At 40.7% G+C, this 22,442-nt stretch carries 21 protein-coding genes; 17 read left to right on the top strand and 4 right to left on the bottom strand.

Going from position 1 to position 22,442, the window contains the following annotated elements; translation table 11 throughout:
• Positions 1-270: 270 nt before the first annotated feature.
• Both ACZFYI_RS02535 and porW read right to left on the bottom strand, forming a co-directional pair.
• Positions 271-2,547, bottom strand: a complete 2,277-nt coding sequence (locus tag ACZFYI_RS02535) for a penicillin-binding protein 1A (protein ID WP_462522552.1) — start codon at positions 2,545-2,547, stop codon at positions 271-273.
• A 30-nt stretch (positions 2,548-2,577) separates the two neighbouring features.
• Positions 2,578-5,217, bottom strand: a complete 2,640-nt coding sequence (gene porW, locus ACZFYI_RS02530) for a type IX secretion system periplasmic lipoprotein PorW/SprE (protein ID WP_462522551.1) — start codon at positions 5,215-5,217, stop codon at positions 2,578-2,580.
• A 106-nt stretch (positions 5,218-5,323) separates the two neighbouring features.
• Here porW and ACZFYI_RS02525 point away from each other — a divergent pair, with 106 nt between their 5' ends.
• From ACZFYI_RS02525 to atpG, 10 genes are all read left to right on the top strand, one after another.
• Positions 5,324-6,196: a M23 family metallopeptidase gene (locus ACZFYI_RS02525; RefSeq protein WP_462522550.1), complete on the top strand. Its 873-nt coding sequence runs from the start codon at positions 5,324-5,326 to the stop codon at positions 6,194-6,196.
• A gap of 2 nt (positions 6,197-6,198) precedes the next feature.
• Entirely contained in the window at positions 6,199-6,627 is a 429-nt protein-coding gene (locus ACZFYI_RS02520; protein ID WP_462522549.1) for a bactofilin family protein, read from the top strand.
• Entirely contained in the window at positions 6,587-6,847 is a 261-nt protein-coding gene (locus ACZFYI_RS02515) for an AtpZ/AtpI family protein (RefSeq protein WP_462522548.1), read from the top strand. Before ACZFYI_RS02520 ends, ACZFYI_RS02515 begins: the two co-directional genes overlap by 41 nt.
• Before the next feature lie 23 nt (positions 6,848-6,870).
• Positions 6,871-7,257, top strand: a complete 387-nt coding sequence (locus ACZFYI_RS02510) for a hypothetical protein (protein WP_462522547.1) — start codon at positions 6,871-6,873, stop codon at positions 7,255-7,257.
• Between the two features lie 18 nt (positions 7,258-7,275).
• Positions 7,276-8,301: a F0F1 ATP synthase subunit A gene (gene atpB / locus ACZFYI_RS02505; protein ID WP_462522546.1), complete on the top strand. Its 1,026-nt coding sequence runs from the start codon at positions 7,276-7,278 to the stop codon at positions 8,299-8,301.
• A 38-nt stretch (positions 8,302-8,339) separates the two neighbouring features.
• A complete protein-coding gene (atpE, locus tag ACZFYI_RS02500) occupies positions 8,340-8,594 on the top strand; it encodes an ATP synthase F0 subunit C (protein WP_009032918.1) in 255 nt (84 codons plus the stop codon).
• Positions 8,595-8,681: 87 nt separating this feature from the next.
• Positions 8,682-9,176, top strand: a complete 495-nt coding sequence (locus ACZFYI_RS02495) for a F0F1 ATP synthase subunit B (RefSeq protein ID WP_462522545.1) — start codon at positions 8,682-8,684, stop codon at positions 9,174-9,176.
• A 1-nt stretch (position 9,177) separates the two neighbouring features.
• Complete coding sequence (gene atpH / locus ACZFYI_RS02490; RefSeq protein WP_462522544.1) at positions 9,178-9,738, top strand: ATP synthase F1 subunit delta; 561 nt, start codon at positions 9,178-9,180, stop codon at positions 9,736-9,738.
• Between the two features lie 31 nt (positions 9,739-9,769).
• The gene (gene atpA, locus ACZFYI_RS02485; RefSeq protein ID WP_462522543.1) at positions 9,770-11,350 is read left to right on the top strand and encodes a F0F1 ATP synthase subunit alpha; all 1,581 of its coding nucleotides are present in this window, start codon (positions 9,770-9,772) and stop codon (positions 11,348-11,350) included.
• A 76-nt stretch (positions 11,351-11,426) separates the two neighbouring features.
• On the top strand, positions 11,427-12,305 hold the full coding sequence (gene atpG / locus ACZFYI_RS02480; RefSeq protein ID WP_462522542.1) for an ATP synthase F1 subunit gamma: 879 nt from the start codon (positions 11,427-11,429) through the stop codon (positions 12,303-12,305).
• Between the two features lie 54 nt (positions 12,306-12,359).
• Here the strand turns inward: atpG and ACZFYI_RS02475 are convergent, their stop codons facing one another.
• A complete protein-coding gene (locus tag ACZFYI_RS02475; RefSeq protein ID WP_462522541.1) occupies positions 12,360-12,974 on the bottom strand; it encodes a methyltransferase family protein in 615 nt (204 codons plus the stop codon).
• 126 nt (positions 12,975-13,100) lie between these two features.
• On the opposite strand from ACZFYI_RS02475, the gene ACZFYI_RS02470 reads away from it, so the two are divergent.
• On the top strand, positions 13,101-14,312 hold the full coding sequence (locus tag ACZFYI_RS02470) for an NAD(P)-dependent oxidoreductase (RefSeq protein WP_462522540.1): 1,212 nt from the start codon (positions 13,101-13,103) through the stop codon (positions 14,310-14,312).
• A 6-nt stretch (positions 14,313-14,318) separates the two neighbouring features.
• On the top strand, positions 14,319-14,975 hold the full coding sequence (gene deoC / locus ACZFYI_RS02465; protein WP_462522539.1) for a deoxyribose-phosphate aldolase: 657 nt from the start codon (positions 14,319-14,321) through the stop codon (positions 14,973-14,975).
• 70 nt (positions 14,976-15,045) lie between these two features.
• On the opposite strand, the gene ACZFYI_RS02460 is transcribed toward deoC, so the two are convergent.
• On the bottom strand, positions 15,046-16,158 hold the full coding sequence (locus tag ACZFYI_RS02460; RefSeq protein ID WP_462522538.1) for a Na/Pi symporter: 1,113 nt from the start codon (positions 16,156-16,158) through the stop codon (positions 15,046-15,048).
• Positions 16,159-16,484: 326 nt separating this feature from the next.
• Between ACZFYI_RS02460 and ACZFYI_RS02455 the strand changes: the two genes are divergently transcribed.
• The 5 genes from ACZFYI_RS02455 to ACZFYI_RS02435 form a co-directional block, all read left to right on the top strand.
• Entirely contained in the window at positions 16,485-17,615 is a 1,131-nt protein-coding gene (locus tag ACZFYI_RS02455; protein WP_462522537.1) for a hypothetical protein, read from the top strand.
• A 79-nt stretch (positions 17,616-17,694) separates the two neighbouring features.
• Positions 17,695-18,138 (top strand): nucleoside deaminase, encoded by a 444-nt coding sequence (locus tag ACZFYI_RS02450; protein WP_462522536.1) that lies wholly within the window; start codon positions 17,695-17,697, stop codon positions 18,136-18,138.
• A gap of 104 nt (positions 18,139-18,242) precedes the next feature.
• A complete protein-coding gene (locus ACZFYI_RS02445) occupies positions 18,243-18,848 on the top strand; it encodes a superoxide dismutase (RefSeq protein WP_462522535.1) in 606 nt (201 codons plus the stop codon).
• A gap of 216 nt (positions 18,849-19,064) precedes the next feature.
• On the top strand, positions 19,065-21,500 hold the full coding sequence (locus ACZFYI_RS02440; protein WP_462522534.1) for a TonB-dependent receptor: 2,436 nt from the start codon (positions 19,065-19,067) through the stop codon (positions 21,498-21,500).
• 115 nt (positions 21,501-21,615) lie between these two features.
• On the top strand, positions 21,616-22,442 hold an 827-nt coding region (locus tag ACZFYI_RS02435; protein WP_462522533.1), incomplete at its 3' end, for a serine hydrolase domain-containing protein.

The raw sequence follows: 22,442 nt of genomic DNA, 5'->3' as shown, positions 1-22,442 counted from the left end.
AGTCCACGGTCGAAAGTCCATAGCCACTGCAAAGGATTTTCAATCCCTATTTTTTTCCAATTCAATGCTTATGTATTTCCAAAATACAAAGCTCAATATTTCAACCCCTATGGGTTGTATGTTTATAAACATCCGTTTGTCTATAAATATGCAGCTCCTTCGGAGTCGAACATTTTTAAACCAACATACATAACCACATCACCATTGACTATCTGTCTTGAAGTTCAGATTCAGCAAATGTGGACTATCGACTGTGGTCTGTCGACTTTTTTAAAAGTCATTCTTCTTTTGGTCGTAATCAAAGTCCGTAAATCGGCTGTTATCAAGATCGTATTTTTCACAATCTATTTCGATGCTCAATGGTCTTTCCGGTCTAGGGAATGGGCCTTTGGTATAACCAAGTGTGGGGTCTGCATAAACTTTGGCCATATACTTCACCCAAATGGGTCTAGCTGTCTGACCTCCCTGACCGCTCACCCAACTTCTGAAGTGGATGGCCCTGTCGTCACCACCTACCCAAGCACCGGATACGAGGTCTTTGCTCATCCCGATATACCAACCGTCTGAGGCATTTTGGGTGGTTCCGGTTTTACCTGCAAGTTCATTGCCATCTCCTCTGATCGTCCAGGAAACTCCCTGAGACGTTCCTCGGGTTTCTTCAAAACCTCCACGGAGCATGTACACCATCAGGTAAGCATGTTCTTCGCTCATGGCCGGTTTTTTCTTGGCAGTAAACTGCTGGAGCAAGTTGCCGTTTTTGTCCTCGATCCTGTCTATGAAGAATGGAACGATATGTTCTCCTTTGTTGACAAAAGTCCCCATGGCGCCGACCATTTCGATGACAGATACATCAGAGGTACCCAAAGCCAGGGCGGGGACTTCATCCAAGTCAGAAGTAATACCGAGACGGTGGGCAGTTTCCACTACGACTTTTGGTCCCAGTTTTTTCATCATAAAAGCCGTCACGGAGTTGATGGACTGCGCCATGGCAAGACGTATAGTCATCTTTTCATAAGAGAATTTCCCGTCCGCATTGTTTGGACTCCAGACAGGTTGGCCCGGGGTATTGATTTCTACAGGCTGATCGACCACGGTATAACAAGGGCTGTAGCCGTTTTCGATGGCAGCAGCATACACAAAAGCCTTGAAAGTAGATCCGGGTTGTCTTTTCCCCTGTCTCACATGGTCAAATTTGAAGTATTTGTGGTTGATGCCGCCGACCCATGCTTTGATATGTCCGGAATGAGGATCCATGGATACAAAACCTGTTTGCAGGTGTTTTTTGTAATATGTCATCGAATCCATAGTACTCAGGAGGGTATCGATTTCTCCTTTTTCCCAGGAGAAAACTTTCATTTTCTTTTTCTCATTCAGTTTGATATCGATGGAATCAGCGCCTGCACCATATCTTTTTACAAGATTGCGGTAGACATCTGTTCTTTTGACAGCTGTCTCCAAAAAGTCAGGAATAACCTGTCCGTTGCTGTCGATCCAAGGAGCTCTAGTTCCCATTTCTTTTTCAAATTTCTTTTGGAGCTCCCGCATATGTTCATCGACAGATTCTTCTGCATACTGTTGCATGCGGCTGTCAATGGTGGTATAGATCCTCAATCCATCACCAAAAAGGTCATAAGGCGTGCCGTCAGATTTGAGGTTTTCCTTTGTCCATTTGATCAGATCAGCTTTGACGACTTCCCTGAAATAGGTTGCCAAACCTTGGTTTTGATTCCCAACCTTGTAATCTAGCTCGATAGGAAGTTTTGAAACGGAATCATATTCAGCCTCTGTCAGGTATTCATATTTTTCCATCTGTCCCAGCACGGTATTTCTTCTTCTCAAAGAATTATCGGGATTGAAAACAGGGCTATAATAGGAAGGTGCTTTGAAAAGACCCACCAAAGTGGCAGATTCCTGTAAATTCAAATCAATCGGAGCCTTGTTGAAGAAAGTTTTTGCTGCAGTCTTGATCCCAAAAGCGTTACTTCCAAACTCTGAAGTATTCAGGTATAAAGTCAGGATCTCTTCTTTGGTATAAGACTTCTCCAATTTGGCAGCGACAATCCATTCTTTTGTTTTGATGATCAGCATCCTAAGGCCAGGCACCCGGGTGAGGACACCCAAGGACTCTGTATTCCTGGTTTTGAATAGGTTTTTTGCAGTTTGCTGACTCAAAGTACTGCCTCCCCCGGCACCTTGGCGCAGGATGATGGACTTGAACAAGACCCTTCCCATACTGAAGAAATCAATTCCTGAATGGTCATTGAATCGGATATCTTCAGTAGCAATCAGGGCATTCACCAGATTTTTGGAAAGCTCATCATAGGTTACCGGGCTTCTGTTTTCCCGAGCATATGTACCAAGCAAAAATCCATCAGAGGAATACAACTCGGAAGCAAGTTCAGTTTGGGGATTTTCAAGTTCTTTGAAATCAGGCAAATCTCCGAAAAGCCCGAGGAAATTACCGCTGACTGCCCAGACAAACAAAACGAAACCCAAGAGTCCCGCTGCAAAAACCATCCAGATATATTTTATAATTTTTTGGGTCATTTAGTAAATAGGATTTGAATCAAATGATTGTTAATAATATGACTTCAGGTAGAAATCTCTGTATTCATCCAGATTTTTCCTTTTGTTCAGTTCCTGAAAGTTCTCTATTGAAATCAGAAAACAGTTGGCTTTGTCTTCATCAGTCAGGGAGTCGTTCTTGAATTCTTCCATGAATTTTTCGCGGTACTCTATTCCTTTTTGTGCAGAGATAAATGGACTCACTATGAAAATGGTGTTTTCCCTGCTTAAGTTCATATTTCCGGTTCGGAGCCTTGATCCTTTGAAATTCTCATTGTGGAATCCTTCCAAGTCTGCGAGGAGATTTTTGGATTCCCCTGATTTGTCCGCACCGAGGACTATCACAAATATATGGGTTTGGTTAGGATTATTTTTGTAGGGTGATTCTGCCACTTCTTCCTCTTCCAGAGCATCACCTTCTTCTGTCACGGTTTCTTCCTGAACCTCGGTTTCAGTCTCCTCCGAGATCTCGGTCTCGGTCTGTTCCTCATCTACCTTAAAAGCTCCAAGCATATTTCTTGCCATTTCTGCCAGTCCTTCATCTTCGGTGGTTTGGATATAGTTTTCCAACCTTTCCTGATACCTCGAAATATCTTCCGTCTTGCCGGTAACCATGATATCCAAGAGGAGCAGTCTATCAGTGTTTGCAGTGAGTGGATGTGCCTCCAAGGTAGACCTAATCAATGATTTGGCTTCAGCATACTGCCCCTCATGGTACATGCCGTAGGCTTGCTTGTAATTCCTTGAAGTTTCAAGAAAAGCCACATTGCCCGAAGCTTGGTCGGGATTATTGACCGACATGGTAAAGGGAGAGTCCGGAAATTCCCTGTTGAGTCGCTGCGCAAAAATGTCGGTATTTCCACCTGTTTCTTTGTTGGCAAGATACAGGATGTAATAAGCCTCAGGTTTTTTGATGGTATTCGGATATTTGGTAATCAGGCTTTCGAGGTTCTCAATGCTGATTGGTGGGTTTTTGAGGTCAAAGAACAAAATCTTTCCCAGCTCAAAATACGACCGCTCCAATTCCATTTTCATGTCTTTGATCTGATCGGGATTGCTTGGGATTTTGGAAAGGAGTTCCTCTTTGGTCGGAATCTGGGACAATATTTCGTTTTCTTCATTGGAGACAGAGTCCGTTTCAGTGGAGGCAGGCAGATTGATATCCGGCTGGGTGGAGGAGGTTTGAAAATTTTGGCTAGTCCTTCTCCAATTGTCCTGTAAGGGTCTGTTGCCCCAATTCCGGTTAAAGTCAATGGATCCTTGCTGGATTGCAAGGGAATTGTCGAAATAAAAAGATTCTCCGCTTCCTCCCCTTCCACCAAAAGCAAGCAGGTTATCAAATAATCCGGAAGGTTTTTTGTCGTCTTTGGCGGCAGCTTCGCTGAGCAGACGCTCTTCTTCCTGTTTGATAAAATTCTCAGCAATCAGGGTCTGTGCTTCGAGGCTCAGTTCGGAAAGGAGGAGCAGACTGTCATTTTTGGTGACGATATCATAATGGAAAACATAATTATCCAGAATTTCTTTCCTATCTGTGATATCCTGGAAAAGAGGGTCTGTCGGCCTGAAACTTGCCAAGGCACTGTCAAGGTAAAATTTTGCTGCCCTAAAATCATTTTTGATGTCAAAATTGATCGTAGCGAGTTTTTCGTAGATATAGCCTTTTTGGATAGGGTTCTGGCTTTCTTCTCTAGCAGCCCTTTGTAACAGCTCTTCGGCCATTTCAACTTCGTTTTGCTTGAGTTCAAAAAGTGCTTTCTCGAAAAGGATGACATCTTTCAGCTCTTTATTTTTACTGTCTTTATACAGATCGTCAAAATAGTTCCTGACTTTTTTGACGTCTTTTGTCTGGTCCAGCTCGGCCACCTGCTGGGCATAGAGCTGTGCAAAAAAGGACCGCTCGTAAGGAGGATTTCCCTTTATTGATTTAATATAGTAATCGTAAGCCAAGGCATCTATGCCTTCCCTTTGGTACAATTGTGCTAGGATAAAATTGATCCTTGATTTTTCCTTTTTGTCTTTGGTATAGCTGAGGGACTTGTCCAAAGCACCGATTTTGCCATTCAGCTCTCCTCTCTTATGGTAATAGTAGGCAAGGGTCTTGTATAGCTGGAATTTGTTTTCAGCATTGATTCCTGATTCTTTGGAAAGGAAATCAATCACATAGGCAGCATCATCAAAATTTTCCAGGTCAGTAAAAAGCCGCATCAACTGGATCAGACTTTGGTGGCGGATGTCTTTTTTCTTCCCGTTGACATTGAGGTATTTGAAAGTATTGGAGGCATCGTCAAATTTGGCCTCATAATAATCAGCCATCCCTATCAGAAAATAACTTGGACCGACCCATTTGGATATCCTGTGCCAATCGACAGCTTTGGAGGCAAAAGACCTCACTTCACCTAGAAGCTCCTCATTGGAATCTATAAAAGCACTGTCGATAAGATAGAAAACCGGAAGGACCTGACTGAAATCCTCCCTATGGTTGTTGGCAATACCTTTTTCCAATTCCTGTATTTTAGCATTGGCATAATAATAAGCGTTGTATTTTGCAGTTGTATTATGAAACAGCCTGTTGGTAAACGTGTTCTTCTCCGAAGAGCAGGACATTACCGCAAGTGAAAAAAGGAACAGAAGAAGGAAATTGATTTTATTCATGTTGAGCCAAAGGCTTGGAACGCCCAAATTACTTGAAATGATGTAAATTAATAAACGCTTACGAATAATATTATATTTTTACGGCATCAACCCAAATCGCGCAAGTTTGAGTATAAGAATAAAAATAAGGAACTGGCTGACAGAGAAATATCTCATTGTCATTCGAAAAAAGCAGGATTTTTCTGTCATAGGATCATTTAATGTCTCTTTTTCAAGGGCAATAATACTTGGTGTTCTTTCTCTTTCGGTGATATTTTTTATCTCTCTGGTATTGACAAGGACTATTTTGCGGCAGTGGTTTGATCCTGTGTATATAGAAACAGAAAACACCGCCAAGCTTTTGAAGCTATCAGATATCGTGGACTCCTTATCGATCGCGGTCAGTCAGAAAGATGCCTATCTGGCAAATATCCAGGGGATCATCAGCGGAAACGGTGGCATTGATTCTACAGCGTTGGTAAATCCTTCGACCATAAAATCAGTATCAGATTCTCCTGCCAATACCATTTTCGAACCAAGCGAATCCACCCTCAGTATTTTGGATGAATTCAAAAGCGCACCGATGGACTACTCAAATCCGGTCGGGATTTCTAGCAATTCATTTACAGAAACATTTTTCTTCGCTCCTATCAAAGGGGTCTTGACCTCTGTTTTTGCACCACAGGATGACCATTTTGGTGTGGATATAGTGGCAAAAGAAAATGAACCGGTAAAGGCAATCGCTGATGGGACAGTCATTTTGGCCTCTTGGACTTTGGATACCGGATACATTATCAGTGTCCAACATTCGAATGAATTGATTTCAATTTATAAACATAATTCGGTAATATTGAAAAAAGTAGGAGATCTTGTACGTGCCGGCGAGATCATCTCCATCATAGGAAATACCGGAGAACTTACCACCGGGCAGCACCTTCATTTCGAATTATGGTATAAAGGCACCCCTCTTAATCCTCAGGAATTCATAACTTTTGATTAGCTATGTTCAACAACAAGACAGAAGAAAAAAAATCGGTAGCAGACATGGTCAGTTCTACCAATGTTATTTCCAAAGAAACAAAAATCACTGGAGACATCTCTGCATCCGGAAACATCAGGATTGAAGGTCAGCTTGAAGGATTGGTTGAATCCAAGACCAAAATCGTGGTGGGCGATTCAGCTTTGATCAAAGGCAATATCACAGCACCCGAAGCAGAAATCTCCGGAAAAATAGACGGTGAAGTTTTTTGTTCCGGAACATTATACCTTACCAAAACCGCAATCATCAACGGCAACATCACCACCCAGAAACTAATTGTAGAAAACGGCGCTGTGTTCAATGGCAAATGCCAGATGGTAGCAAAAGGGTTGGTAGTATCCAAAAACTCAGATGAGGAAGATAAACCCCAAAAACAGCTACAGTCCATCTGACCCGCCCACTTTCCTAAAATATATAGGCCTGTCATTCCAGCTTTTCGTCATCATCGGCGGTGGCACTTGGCTTGGCTGGTATATCCAACAAAAGAGCCAGATCAAATTCCCGGTCTGGCTTTTGCTTTTCTGCTTCCTTTCTATTGTCATTTCTTTTTACAACCTGTATGTCAATCTGAAAAACGATGATAATTCTGACAGGAACCGCAAAAAGAAGTAGCTTTGCAGGCTAATTCATTTTGTATGAGAGCCATCAAAATACTAACCATAAAATTGTTTCTTTTTTCGCTGCTGATTGGAGGCATATTTTACCTCCTTCAGGAATATATCAAGCCGGAATGGGTACATGAAAGTCTTTGGACGATTCTTTCGTTTTTTGTTTTATTGACTTGGCTGACCGGAATGTTCTCACATTATCTCTTGGAGATCAGCAAAGAAAATTCTGTAAATATCTTATTGGGTGCCATCGGCATTCGGTTTTTGGCTAGTGCGGGATTTGTTGCCATCATGTTGTTCCTGCGGGTTGAAAATTTAATTCTGTTTGTGGTCAATTTCTTTATCATTTATTTCTTTTACTTATTGTTTGATATCTACACGCTTCTAGCTAATTTGCGCCCAAATTCAAAGTAGGTACTAAAAAATCATTTGATGGCCCGTAAATTTCTTTGCCTAAGTATTTTATTGTCAATATTTTGGCTAGGCTTTTCAAATCCTGTCCAAGCAGCCGGAGACGGAGAAAGCAAGACAGGATTTATCCTTCCGCATGTCATGGACAACTATGAGTGGCATTTTGCTACGATCGGCCATACACATGTCACTCTTCCTTTGCCGGTTATTATTTATTCCCCTGATCAGGGATTGGAATTCTTTTTGTCGTCTAATTTTCAGAATCACGAAACCCATAAATTTGGAAAGGATTACGGAGTAAGCGGCTATTATATAGATGAAAACTACAAACTGTCCGCGGCCGATCCTTCTAGAACATTCTATGATTTTTCCATTACCAAGAATGTCGCAATGATGTTCATCGTGATTGCAGTTTTGCTTTTCCTGATGCTCAATTCTGCAAAATTCTACAAGAAAAATCCTGGAACAGCGCCAAAAGGAATCGCTTCGTTTATCGAACCTATTGTCATATTCGTCAGAGACGAAATTGCTCTGCCGAATATTGGCCACAAAAAATATCTGAAATTCACTCCATACCTTTTGACCTTGTTTTTTTTCATTTGGGTAGGAAACATCCTTGGCCTATTCCCTGAAGCAGCCAACTTTACAGGAAATATCGCTTTAACCTTTACTCTTGCCATTTTCACTTTTATTGTGACCAATGTCAATGGAAATAAGGATTATTGGAAACACGTATTTGCAACTCCCGGAGTTCCGGTTCCATTGTTGTTGATCATAGTACCTGTCGAGATCATCGGTCTGTTCACCAAGCCATTTGCCTTGATGGTCCGTTTGTTTGTAGCGATCACAGCAGGACACATTGTGATCTTGAGCTTTATTGCCTTGATATTTGTATTTGAGTCACTTGCGGTTGGAGTAGCAAGTACCATCATGGTTGTATTCATCAATTTTATAGAAATCTTGGTTGCTACCATTCAGGCTTATGTATTTACCCTGTTTTCAGCCATGTACATTGGCTTGGCAGTGGCTGAGCATGACCATCATTAATCAGTAATTACTTTGTTCAATTTATAAATCAAACACGTATGTTAACTTCAATCTTATTAACTGCCGGATTTGCACTTATGGGTGCTGGTATCGGTGCTGGAATTGTTGCGATTGGCGCAGGTCTAGGTATCGGTAGAATCGGTGGACAAGCCATGGAGGGCATTGCCCGTCAGCCTGAAGCAGCTGGAAAAATCCAGACTGCCATGTTGATCATCGCGGCTCTTATTGAGGTGGTTTCCTTGTTTGCAGTAGTAGTTTGTCTACTTATTGCTTTGGGAGATTACACTTTCTAACAAAAAAAGCATAGGGATTGGCGCTAGGCCAATCCCTTCCTTTTGATTAATTGAACAAGCTCTGTTATTCATATAAATTAACACAATATGGGACTTATTACACCTGGATTGGGATTGATATTCTGGTCTGCACTTGGATTTTTGATTGTTCTTTTTCTTCTCACTAAATATGCTTGGAAGCCCATACTTTCTGCATTGGATGAAAGAGAAAAAAGCATAGATGATGCACTTAAATCAGCTGAAATAGCCAGAAATGAAATGGCTAACCTGAAGGCTGAAAACGAAAGAATCATCCATGAGGCTAAAATCGAAAGAGATACCATGCTCCACAAAGCATCGGAGGCTGCCAAGCAAATGATAGATGATGCCAAAGAAAAAGCTCATCAGGAAGGCGTTAAAATGATAGAAAATGCAAAAGCAGCCATTCAAACTGAAAAAGACGCTGCCTTGGAAGAGGTAAAGGTGCAGGTAGGAATTCTTTCATTGGCCATTGCAGAGAAAGTATTGAAAGCAAATCTTGCTTCAGACGCTTCTCAACAAAAATTGATGGAAGATTTGGTCAAAGACATAAAGTTAAACTGAGATGTCAAATATTAGAGTAGCCTCCAGGTATTCCAAAGCACTTCTTGAACTCGCAATAGAGAAGAATTCTCTCGAAGAAGTGAAAAAAGATATGCATTCATTGTTATCCATTTCTTCGGAAAACAGGGAATTGTCCTTGGCATTGGCAAATCCGATTATCAACTACGATAAGAAATTCAATATCCTGAAGGCCTTGTTTGGAAAATCCGCCAATGAAATCACCATGACCTTTTTTGACCTTGTCACAAGAAAAAACAGGTCCAAATCATTGATCCCAACCGCTGAGGAGTTTTTGAAACAATACAATGACTATCAGGGGATTCAGGTTGCAGAAGTGACTACCACCATTCCTTTGACAGCATCCCTCAGGAAGGAATTTGAAGCGATTGTAAAAGAAGTCTCCGGTCTACAAAAAGTAGAGTTGGTTGAAAAAATTGACAAAGAACTCATTGGTGGCTTTGTCCTTAAAGTCAATGACAAGCAAATAGATGATTCTATAAATGGCAAACTGAGATACTTAAAGTTACAATTTGCTCAAAGGTATTTTGTAAAACTATTTTGATAAAAAAGATAACATATTAATCTAAATTATAATGGCACAAATAAGACCTGATGAAGTTTCAGCGATTTTGAGGGAGCAGCTCTCCAATGTCAAGACTGATGCTCAACTTGAAGAAGTGGGAACCGTACTCCAAGTAGGTGATGGGGTAGCCCGTATTTATGGTCTAACCAAAGCGCAGGCCGGTGAATTATTGGAGTTTGACAACGGTCTAAAGGCAATGGTTCTTAACCTAGAAGAAGACAACGTTGGTGCAGTTTTGTTTGGAGATTCCAAACTTGTAAAAGAAGGGGATAATGTAAAAAGGACCAAAAAGATCGCGTCCATCAAAGTCGGCAATAGCATGCTTGGAAGGGTAGTCGATACCTTGGGAAACCCGATTGATGGTAAAGGTCCTTTGACCGGTGAATTGTACGAAATGCCTTTGGAGCGTAAAGCACCCGGTGTTATTTATCGTCAGCCTGTAAACGAACCGCTTCAAACAGGTATCAAAGCCATTGACTCTATGATTCCAATTGGAAGAGGTCAACGTGAATTGATCATTGGAGATCGTCAGACAGGAAAAACTGCTGTGGCCATTGATACAATCCTAAACCAAAGAGAATATTACGAAAAAGGAGAACCTGTATATTGTATTTATGTGGCTATCGGTCAGAAAGCTTCAACAGTAGCAGGTATTGTTTCTGCTTTGGAAAAAGGAGGAGCGCTTCCTTACTCAGTAGTGGTATCGGCAGCGGCCTCTGATCCTGCTCCTATGCAGTTCTTTGCTCCTTTTACAGGTGCTTGTATAGGTGAATTTATCAGAGATACCGGACGTCCGGCATTGATTATATATGATGATCTTTCCAAGCAGGCTGTTGCTTATAGGGAAGTTTCCTTGCTTCTAAGGAGACCTCCGGGACGTGAAGCATATCCGGGTGATGTTTTCTACCTTCACTCAAGACTTCTTGAAAGAGCTGCAAAAATCAATAACTCAGATGAGATTGCAAGGCAAATGAATGACCTTCCCGAATCCATCAAGCATTTGGTGAAAGGTGGCGGTTCATTGACAGCACTACCGATTATTGAAACCCAAGCAGGTGACGTATCTGCCTATATCCCTACCAACGTGATCTCCATCACCGATGGTCAGATCTTCTTGGAATCCAACCTTTTTAACTCAGGTATCCGACCTGCGATCAACGTAGGTATCTCCGTATCAAGGGTTGGTGGTAACGCACAGATCAAATCCATGAAGAAAGTAGCGGGAACCTTGAAGCTTGACCAAGCTCAGTTCCGTGAATTGGAAGCATTCTCGAAGTTTGGATCTGATCTTGATGCAAGTACCAAAAGAACCATCGAAAGGGGTAGAAGAAACCAGGAAATTCTGAAGCAGCCTCAATACGCTCCGGTTCCTGTCGAACTGCAGGTAGCCATCATCTATGTGTCCACAAAAGGTTTCATGGATTCTATTGCACCAGAAAAGGCAAGACAATTTGAGAAAGAATTCTACAACTTGTTGAAGAGCAGCCATCCGGAAGCTTTGGCATTGATCCTTAAAAACGACATCGATGGAGCTGGAAAAATCCTTGAGCAAGCTGCAAAGGATTTGTCTGCAAAATTCGCAAAACTATAATTGATAAAAAACAGCAGGAAGTGAGCCTTAGGTTTGCTTCCTGCTTTCAATATTTCTTTTCCCACAGAAGAATAATATGGCCAATCTTAAGGAAGTAAAGCAAAGGATCACCTCAGTCAGCTCCACACAGCAAATCACCAAAGCCATGAAAATGGTAGCGGCGGCCAAGCTGCGAAAGGCTCAGGACAGGATCATCAAAATGCGTCCATACTCCCAAAAACTGACCTCGATCCTTGACGAAGTAGTATCTGCCATGGGTGGCGAATTGGAAATCGTCTATGCTGAGCAAAGACCTGTTCAAAACGTCCTTTTGGTTTCGATGACTTCTGACAAAGGATTGTGTGGTGCTTTTAACTCAAATATTTTGAAAGCTACCACAAGTCTTATAGACAAGGAATATAAAGGTGTAAATGTGACCGTACTTCCTTTGGGGAAAAAGGCTTTTGAATATTTTACAAGAAGAAATTTTACTACCAAAACTGATTTCTACGAGATATTCTCTGATGTAAAATATGACGAAGTAAGAAGCATTGCAGAATTTGCAATGAATGGCTTTCTTTCCAAGCAATTTGACAGGGTGGTTTTGGTATATAATCATTTTAGGAATGTGGCTACTCAGGACATCATCACAGAGCAGTTCCTTCCTATGGGCGGAGTTCAAGACCTTACCTCTAAAACAAAGTCTACTACTACAGACTATATTTTAGAGCCTTCCAAAGAATATGTGATCCGAGACTTGGTTCCCACTGCTTTGAAAACACAGTTTTATAAGGCTGTTTTGGACAGTAATGCCTCTGAACATGGCGCAAGAATGACCTCCATGGACAAAGCCACAGAAAACGCAAATGACTTATTGAAAGAATTGAAGTTGATGTACAACAGAAACCGTCAGGCAGCCATCACCAACGAAATCTTGGAAATCGTTGCAGGCGCAAATGCCCTTGAAGGCAGTTAAGATATCTAACAATAATACCCATATAAAGCCACCTCTGCAGGTGGCTTTTTTTGTTCAAAAAACTTTCTTCTTTTTCAAGGGAATTAAAGAAGATACCTGCTTTCTATATTGAATATATTTTTCACCATAGATGTCTATGAGCTTTTTTTCCTCGAAATAAATCCCAAAAGGCAGGTATAAAAACAACATGAATACATGCACAGCCGAACAGAGTGTAGGATCAAATAAAAAGAAACCCAAAAAGATCAAAACTGTCCCTGAATAAATCGGATGTCTGACATAGGAATGAATTCCTGAATTAATAAATTCTTCCTGCACATCCAAGTCGTCATGTGGCTCTAAGCCTACAAATTTCTTCTTGCTAAAAGCCTTGAATGAACGGACGATAATGATGGTGCCAAAACTTGCAAGCATGTATCCAATGTAAGTCGTGGTGGGGGTTTTGACAAGAAGCTCAGTCCGATCAAATGAATTGCTGAATATCAAAATCCCAAAAATAAATAAGGTTGAGAAAATGGTATACAGCAATCTGTACCATATGTACCTCCTTCTCATCCATCCTTTGATTTTTCTTTTTATATTCAAGCTTGCAAGCCAAGTGTGAGAAGAATAAAACAAAACCCAAAGGAAAACCAAAATCAAATAAGGCATGTCAACAACTTTTTTCACGAATATCCCATTTCTATTGACAAAAAGAAAGGTCTATCTGGTAGGAAGAAAAGAATTGTCCCAACCAAAGAAGCAAACAGCGTTTTGTCATAACAAAAAACTTTAGTGCATTATAATCCTGATTTCATGAAGATAGGCTTAATCAAAGAAGGCAAAAATCTCCCCGATAAAAGGGCTCCATTTACCCCAAAACAGCTTTCCTATTTATCGGAGAAATACCAAGGGTCACTTTCTTTTTATGTGGAATCCAGTCCGTTCAGGTGTTTTTCAGATGAAGAATATATTCAGGAAGGCATAGAAGTAGTTGGGGATATTTCGTTTTGTGATTTACTGATGGGGGTCAAAGAAGTGCCTGCTTCGCAATTGATCCCCGACAAAACCTATATTTTCTTTTCCCATACCATCAAAGAACAAGCACAAAACAGGGGATTGCTTCAGGAGATTTTGAAAAAGAACATCACCCTTATCGACTATGAGGTCCTTAAGGATGAAAATGGTAACCGCACCGTAGCGTTTGGGCATTGGGCAGGGATAGTCGGGGCTTACAATGGTCTATGGGCTTACGGAAAAAAATCAGGACTTTTTGATCTGAAAAGGGCTTTGGATTGCTTCGATAAGGAAGAATTAGACCAAGAACTCCTCAAGGTGCAACTTCCGCCTATCAAAATTGTTGTGACCGGAACAGGAAGAGTAGGCAAAGGTGTTGAAGAAATATTGGATCAGATAGGAATCAGAAAAGTTGGACCAAAAGAATTGTTACTGCAGTATTTTGATGAGCCGGTATTTTCTAAACTTTCCACAGAAGAATATTACAGGAGGAAAACTGACGGCGGGTACGATAGGGAAGAATTCTATACCTTCCCGGATAAGTATGAAAGCCATTTTTTGAAATTTGCTGAAGTGAGTGACATCCTAATGGCAGCTTCTTATTGGGATCCAAAAGCGCCAAAATTATTTGATATGGAGGATATCAGTTCTGACGAATTCAGTATCTCTGTGATTGCAGATATTACCTGCGACATCAACGGGTCGATTCCAACTACTGTACGAACAACTTCAACTTTGAGCCCGATTTATGATATTGACAGGGATACTTTTCAAGTCTTGTCAGCCTTTGGAAAACAAAACAGTATTTCGGTCATGGCAATAGATAACCTTCCGACTGAGCTTCCGAGAAATGCAACGGAGGATTTTGGCAATCAATTGATCGGAAATTTCATTCCGGAATTGTTGAAAGAAGAATCAAGGATTTTGGATAGGGCAACCATTACAAAAAAAGGTGACCTGACTATTGAATTCATTTATCTGAAAGACTATGTAACTACCACTGAAGATTAATCAAGCATGATCAAGATAGAGAAATACATAGAACAAACAGTTTTGAAAGCGCAAACTGTGGACGCAGACATTGAGAATCTTGTCAGAGAAGCCAAAGAATATGGGTTTGTGGGAGTCTGCGTACCCCCTTTTTGGGTAAAGAAAGCGAAAAGAGAAATAGGGGATGCTGACATCCAATTGGTCTCTGTGGTAGGTTTTCCCTTGGGCTATAACCTTACTGAAACAAAAGTCTTTGAAACCGAGCAACTGATAAAAATGGGTGCAGACGAAATAGATGTAGTCTGGTCCCTGACTTCCTTCAAAGCCGGTATGAACTGGCCGAAGATAGAACTCGCCAAGCTTTCACAATTGTGTCACGATCAGGAAAGAATATTGAAAGTAATCTTGGAAACTGCCTACCTGAGCGACAAAGAAATTATCCAAGCCTGTGAAATCTGTGCCGATGCGGGTGTAGATTATGTGAAAACATCAACGGGATTTGCTCCGGAGGGAGCCAAAGAAAATCATATTAAACTGATGCGTGAAAATCTTCCAAGTACTGTAGGAATCAAGGCAAGCGGAGGCATCAAAACCTTGGAGCAGGCCTTGGGTCTGGTCCGTGCAGGGGCTGACAGGATAGGAACAAGCTCCGGAGTTCATATTGTAAAAACAGCAAGAGAATAATTTTTTTGTGCTCAAAAGATCCTGAATTTCAATTTTTTTACTTTCAGAGCGATATTTCCCTTAAGCTGTCCTACCCTCTATTGAAATAAATCAGAATGAAAGGGATGATAAAAAAGGTAAGTAGGATATAAGCAAAACCTACAAATTTCCTTTTGACTGACTGATCTCCGAGAAATGTCGCCAGTTTTACAGGAATATTCCTTAGACCAGGGAAAGGCAAAAACACCAAAGCTCCGAAAAAATTAAAGAGAATATGGACAATGGCAATGCTGATGGCGGCTTCTGTTTTGTAGATTGAGGCGATGACAGCAGTAATGGTAGTGCCTAGATTGGAACCAATTATAAATGGGAAAACCTTGGATAAAGATACCTTCCTGTTGGCAACTGCGGGTACTATCAATGAAGTCGTTACAGTACTTGATTGGACAGCAGCTGTGAAAAACAACCCATACATGAAGGAGATAAAGGGAAATTTGAACATCTGCCTGCTAACCTTTTCAAAGTTGGTAGAAATAAATGTTCTAAAAACTGTATCAGAGAGAAATTTGATTGAAAAAAACACCAGGATAATGGAGAGTATCAAACCCAATATAGGACTGTTCAGAAAATCAACCAGCCAAGTAGTCAGTGGTCTGGTAAACAATACGTTGTAGGAATAATCTCCCGAAAACTCAGTATTGGCATTAAAAAAGGCATTTGTCAAAAAAGAAGCCGACCTGCTTAAAAACCCAAGATAAATTTCCAAAGGAAATAAAATCAGAACGGTAAGGATATTGAAGATGTCATGTACCACTCCAGCGGAAAGGGCTCTTTTAAACTCTCCTTTTTTCATGATATAGGAGAAAGCCACCAAGGTACTCGTCAGTGTGGTGCCGATATTTGCTCCCATAACCAATGGGACTGCTTGCATCAGTGTCAAATTACCCGAAGCTACCACTGCTACAATCATAGATGTGACTACCGAACTGCTTTGCACCAATGCAGTTATCAACAACCCAATAAAAAGTCCCACGAATGGATTATTGGTTGCTTGGAAAAGTTCTTGTGCCAAGTTGTTGTTCAACTTGACCATTGACATGGTCAGCAAATCAATGGAAAACATGAAAAGAACAAATGCCAACAGCATTTGAAATATTATCAATCCCTTGTTGGACTTCTGACTTGCTTCTTTGAGTTCGGTCATTTATATAAAACCCCTCATTAAGGGGTTAATTCCCTTTAATTTAGGTGCAAAATAAAAGTAAAGCAAATTAATAAGACGGGTTTTAGAATGAATATTTTGTTAACAATGAATTTACCCAAACCAAATCATCAAAAAATCCAAAACACTTCGGATTGAGTTCTTTTGGACTTATTGGTATAATATTTACTTCCATTTCATGCAGTTACTGATATTTGGAGCAAAAATTTGATTTCCAAAAGTGCTTTTGCTTAACAATTTGTTAATATTGACACCCAATAATCTTCTTTAAATTTGCAGCGGAAAAAAATCTTTCACCCATATGCAAAATGGCTAAGCTTAAAGACCAAAACATTAACCAGGATGCTTTATCTAAAGCTGCCTATTCACTTTTTGATTTTACAAAAAAAGAAAGAACTTTTTTAGTCACAGTCTGCATTTTGATTTCGATTGCAGGCATCATTTCTCCTTACACGTATTGGGCCATGTGGTTTGGGTTTATCCTTGCAGCTTACTCTGCCATTGCCAATGACAGCATCCAAACCATCGGAACATTCATTGCTTCCAACCATAACAGGAAATGGTATTGGCTATGGCTTTTTATGGGTTTGATTTTTTTGGGTACGGTCACTTATAGCTGGATTACCTATAACGGAGACGTCAGCTACCAAAGGCTGATGGTTCCCGGATTGGAAAAAGCGCCTGAAAGTTTCGTGTTTCTCCAACTTGCTGCCCCTATTGTCCTATTGGTCATGACAAGGCTGAGAATGCCTGTTTCTACCACATTTCTATTGCTAAATGTATTTACCTACAAAGCAGGAACAATCGTGGATATCATGAAAAAATCCTTTATAGGCTATCTTCTTGCTTTTTCTTTGGCAATTGTAGTTTGGTTCATTTTGGAAAAATTTGTAGAAATATACCTCAAAGGCAAACCGAAACCTTATTGGTTAATCTTGCAATGGATTACTTCAGGGATACTTTGGGGAGTCTGGATCATGCAGGATGCCGCAAATATCGCCGTGTTTCTTCCAAGACAGTTGAACGTTTGGGAATTCATTGCTTTTGCTGGTTTTATTTTTATTGGTTTGGGATTTTTATTTTACATGAAAGGTGACAGGATTCAGTCTGTTGTCAATGAAAAAACAAGAGTCACCGATGTAAGGGCAGCTACTTTGGTCGATTTGGTCTATGCGGTTATTCTCTTCTATTTCAAAATGGCCAACAATATCCCGATGAGTACTACCTGGGTTTTTATTGGATTATTGGGGGGAAGAGAAATAGCAATTGCCATGGCCAAATCCAAAAAACTTGAAAAAAGAAAGCTCAATATCTTACAGGCCCTTTATCTTACAAGAAAGGATCTTGTAAAAGCCAGCATCGGTTTAGTTGTATCCTTACTAATGGCTTTGATCATCAATGAAGGAGTAAGAAATGAGGTCTTGGATTACTTCAGATAAATTAATCAACTTCTGAAAGGATGGCTTAGGTTTTGAAAAAAATCTAAGCCATTTTTATTTTTGGATATACAGCAAGGATATGGAATTATATACAGATGCCTATTTTATGAACGAAGCGATGAAGCTAGCAAGGCAGGCATTTGATGATGATGAAATTCCGGTAGGGGCAATTATTGTCTGTAGAAATAAAATCATTGCCAAAGCCTACAATCAGACCGAAAAGCTCACCGATGTAACTGCCCACGCAGAGATCCTTGCCATCACCTCTGCCGCCAATGCGCTCGGCGCCAAATACCTGACAGAATGCAAGATGTATGTGACCCTGGAGCCTTGTGCGATGTGCGCAGGAGCTAGTTTTTGGGCGCAACTTGGGGAATTACACTACGGGGCATCTGACCCCAAAAGAGGATTTACAAGATTGACAGAAAACCTGCTTCATCCCAAAACAAAGGTGACAGCAGGTATGATGGCGGCGGAATCAAAAGAACTGTTGGACAAATTCTTTAAAAAGTTAAGAAATTGATTCATTTTGAGGTATCCTAGAACCTTTTTAAAATCAAATTGGTTGAATTAAAGTATTTGACAATAGAATTCATTCTTTATATTTAACCATAAACCTTTATAAAAATGGCTTTTGAACTTCCAAAACTTCCTTATGATTTCAATGCGCTAGAGCCGCATATCGACACCAAAACCATGGAAATTCACCATGGTAAGCACCACAATGCTTATGTGACAAATTTAAACAATGCGATTGCAGGAACTGACCTGGAAAACAAGAGCATTGAAGAATTGATGAAAGTGGCAGGCACCAATGCAGCTGTAAGAAATAATGGCGGTGGTCATTACAATCACAGTCTTTTTTGGACTATTATGAAACCAAATGGTGGAGGAAATCCTACCGGAGAACTGGGTGCAGCCATAGACGCCAAATTCGGCTCTTTTGATAAGTTCAAAGAAGAATTTGCGAAGGCTGCAGCTACACGTTTTGGATCCGGATGGGCTTGGCTTTGTGTGGATACCAAAAAAGAACTTTGTGTATGTTCCTCTCCAAATCAGGACAATCCATTGATGGATGTTTCCGAATGCCCTGGAACACCTATCCTTGGTCTTGACGTTTGGGAACATGCTTACTACCTGAATTACCAAAACAGAAGACCTGATTATGTTTCTGCTTTTTGGAATGTGATAAACTGGGATGAAGTATCAAAAAGATATGCAGCAGCAAAGTAATCAGCTATAATCTCAATTGGAAAAAGCCTTGGAACTAAGCCTCCAAGGCTTTTTTTGTACTCCTACCGAACGCTCATTGTGTACGCTAGTGTACAGGTTCAAAAATTACAAAAAAATATAACTATCTGATTTTCTTTTATTTAAATAATTTTTTACTTCTTGGCATCTATTTCTCAATAAGGTTGGTACAGCATTAGAAAACTAAACCAACTTATAATGAAAATTTCAACCCAGATTTTTACAGTCCTATTTTTCTTCTTTTTAGGATTGAGCAACCTTGCGGCGAAAGATGTCGCTTTGATTACAGGACAAGTCAAAGACCAAAAAGGAGATCCCCTTCCTTATGTCAATGTTTCTCTTGTGGAAGCCATTACCGGAATTTTGATCACAGGAGCAGTCACTGGCGATTCAGGTGATTTTTTGATCGAAACAGCAAGGTCCGGAAAAGTCCAGCTTGTGGTATCTTCCATTGGTTACGAATCATTCAAATCCGAAGAGTTTGAAATCAAAGTGGGAGCAAACAAGGAATTTGGAACAATATCCATCAAAGAAGAAGCCGGGAACCTTGAGGAGGTAACTGTAAGGTCAACCAGGCCGGACATCATCATCGAAGCAGACAAAACCACCATCAATGTAGAAGGTACTGTCATGGCCGATGGCAACACAGCATTGGATGTGATAGGAAGGTCTCCCGGTGTATACATAGACGAAAATGACAACATCAACCTCAATGGACGTCCAGGAGTGACTGTGATGATCAACGACCGTCAAACCTATATGTCAGCCAATGACCTTGCCAACTTTCTACGATCCATGCCTGCCGACAATATCAAAAGCATAGAAATCATCAACAACCCTACCTCCAAATTTGACGCGGAAGGCACTGCAGGGGTAATTAACATTAAATTGAAAAAGAATAACATGGATGGCATGTTTGGAAATATTCAGACAGGAGGTATGTACAATGGCATCTACGGACCAAATGCAGGAATCGCATTGAATGTCAAAAAAGGAAAATGGACCAATACTGCTAATTTGAATTACAATGAATTCAATTTCTTAAACGACATCAGCATCAACAGAAATTTTCAGTTGGAAGAAGGTGTCTCAAACTTTGACCAAAACAGCAAGATTACCACAATCAATAAAAGCTTGTTTTTTACCGGTGGGACAGATTATGAAATCAATGACAAACACAGTGTAGGGATCAACATCCAGGCTTCTGATTACAATGGCGAAAATGATGGCAAATCATTTACAGAGATCACCAATCCGGGAACAGAGGATCTCTTCTTCCTGCGGTCAAATAATGATGGAGAAAGCGAAAACAGAAGACTTTTCGGAAACTTCCATTATGTGGGACTTTTGGATACACTTGGTACAAAATTCACTACAGATGTGGATTACACCAAGATGAAATCCAATTCAAGATCTCTTCTATCTAACAATACTTGGATCAATGAAAATGAGAACGGTGCAGCCAGGGACTATATCTTGACGCTCAATGAAATGGATTATAACATCTTCACTGCTAAGGTAGATTTTACCAAGCCTTTGGGAAAAGGAAGGGTCTTGGAAACCGGTCTGAAAGGAAGCTGGGTAAAATCAGACAACAACCTTGACCTAAGCAAAGCCATCGAAGAAGAGCCTTTTGAGCCGGACCCGAATTCAAACAACTTTATTTACGAAGAAAATGTCCTTGCAGCCTACGCAACTTACAAAAGCAAGTTTTCGGACAAAGTAAGTTATCAGGCCGGTTTGAGGACTGAATATTCCGACATCACTGGTAATTCCGTTACTTTGCAGAGCGTAAACAAGCAAAACTACATCGACTTTTTTCCAAGTGTCTTTGTCCAACAACAAGTAAGTAAGGACTATCAAATCATCTACAATGCCAACAGGAGGATCAACCGGCCAAACTACCGATTGCTGAATCCTTTTGTCTTCTATATCGATCCCTTGACTACCGAGCGGGGAAATCCTTATCTGACACCACAGTATTCCAACAACCTTGAAATGAACCACGTGGTGAAGGGGCAATACCAATTTACAGTAGGGTATTCCTTGACCACAGATGTCTTCCAGCAAATATTCACCCAGGATGAAGAAACCAGAACGACTACGACCTATACCGCCAACCTCGACAAATCCCAAAACTGGAATTTCAGGGCGATGGTTCCTGTCGAAATCCGAAAGTGGTGGAATACCAGCAACATGGTCCAAGTCAACAATGCCCGATGGAAATCCATGATCGGTGACGCTTTGTTGGATGTGTCCCAAACTTCCCTGACCCTAAGGACGCAGCATACTTTCAACCTGCCTGCGGGATTCAGAGGTGAATTGATGGCTATGTACATCGGTCCATCCCAATATGGACAAGCTGCCATCAAGGGATTTGGTTGGGTAGATGCCGGAATTTCAAAAAACCTTTTGAAAGAAAAATTGAGCATTACTGTCAATGGAACAGATATTTTCAGAACCCAGATTATCAATGCCGCTGTTCAGTTTGATAACATTGATACCAGATTCCAACAGTACAGGAGCAATCAGGGCGTAAGGTTTACCTTGAGGTATAAATTTGCCAAAGGAGAAAATTTCAAAATCTCCAACAGAAGCGGCAGTACAGAAGAAAGAAACAGGTTGGATAATTAAATAACCCAGGACCCTATACCGATTTGGTATGGGGTTTTCGGGTTAAATTAAATTTCTTGATGTAAATTAAAGGGCTTTGCTAAAACCAATTTTCCATAAAAACCAATCAATCATCATGGCCAAAATATTTTCAACAATTCTCGCGGTCTTTTTTTTCCACACCCTGACTGCCCAAAACTTTGACAAAGCCAAACTTGACCAATACTTTCAAACCTTGGCGGAGAACCAAAAAATGATGGGAAGTATCACACTTTCCCACGATGGCAAAATTATCTATCAGAAAGCCTTTGGTTTTGCAGATATTGAAGGAAATGTCGCTTCCACTCCTGCTACAAAATACAGGATTGGTTCCATCACTAAAATGTTTACCTCCGCCTTGATATTGAAGGCCACAGAGGAAGGCAAGATCAGCCTCGACCAAAAAATAGATAAATTTTTCCCTGAAATCGAGAATGCCTCTGACATCAGCATCAGCCAGCTGTTGAACCACAGAAGCGGTATCCACAGCTTTACATCAAATCCTGATTACCTCCAATGGAATACCCAAAACAAGTCCCGAAAAGGGCTTTACGATATCATCAGAGAAGGTGGAAGTGATTTTGCGCCTGACTCCAAAGCTGACTACAGCAATTCCAATTATGTCCTTTTGACCTGGATTTTGGAAGACATTTACATGCAGCCCTATTCAAATCTGCTTAAGAAATACATCACCGAACCCCTGAAGCTGAGCGATACCTATGTGGGACAAAAGACCTCAATTGCCTCGCAGGAATCTTATTCCTACAAATTTGTAGGCAAATGGGAAAAAGAAACAGAGACAGACATGTCCATTCCATTGGGTGCGGGTGCCATGGTCTCCACTACTGAAGACCTCACGAAGTTTATTGAAGGCCTTTTTGCAGGGAAAATCATTTCACCTTCAAGTCTGGCATTGATGATGGA

The sequence above is a fragment of the Aquiflexum sp. genome (assembly GCF_977115555.1).
This window is presented reverse-complemented; position numbering and strand designations above follow the sequence as displayed.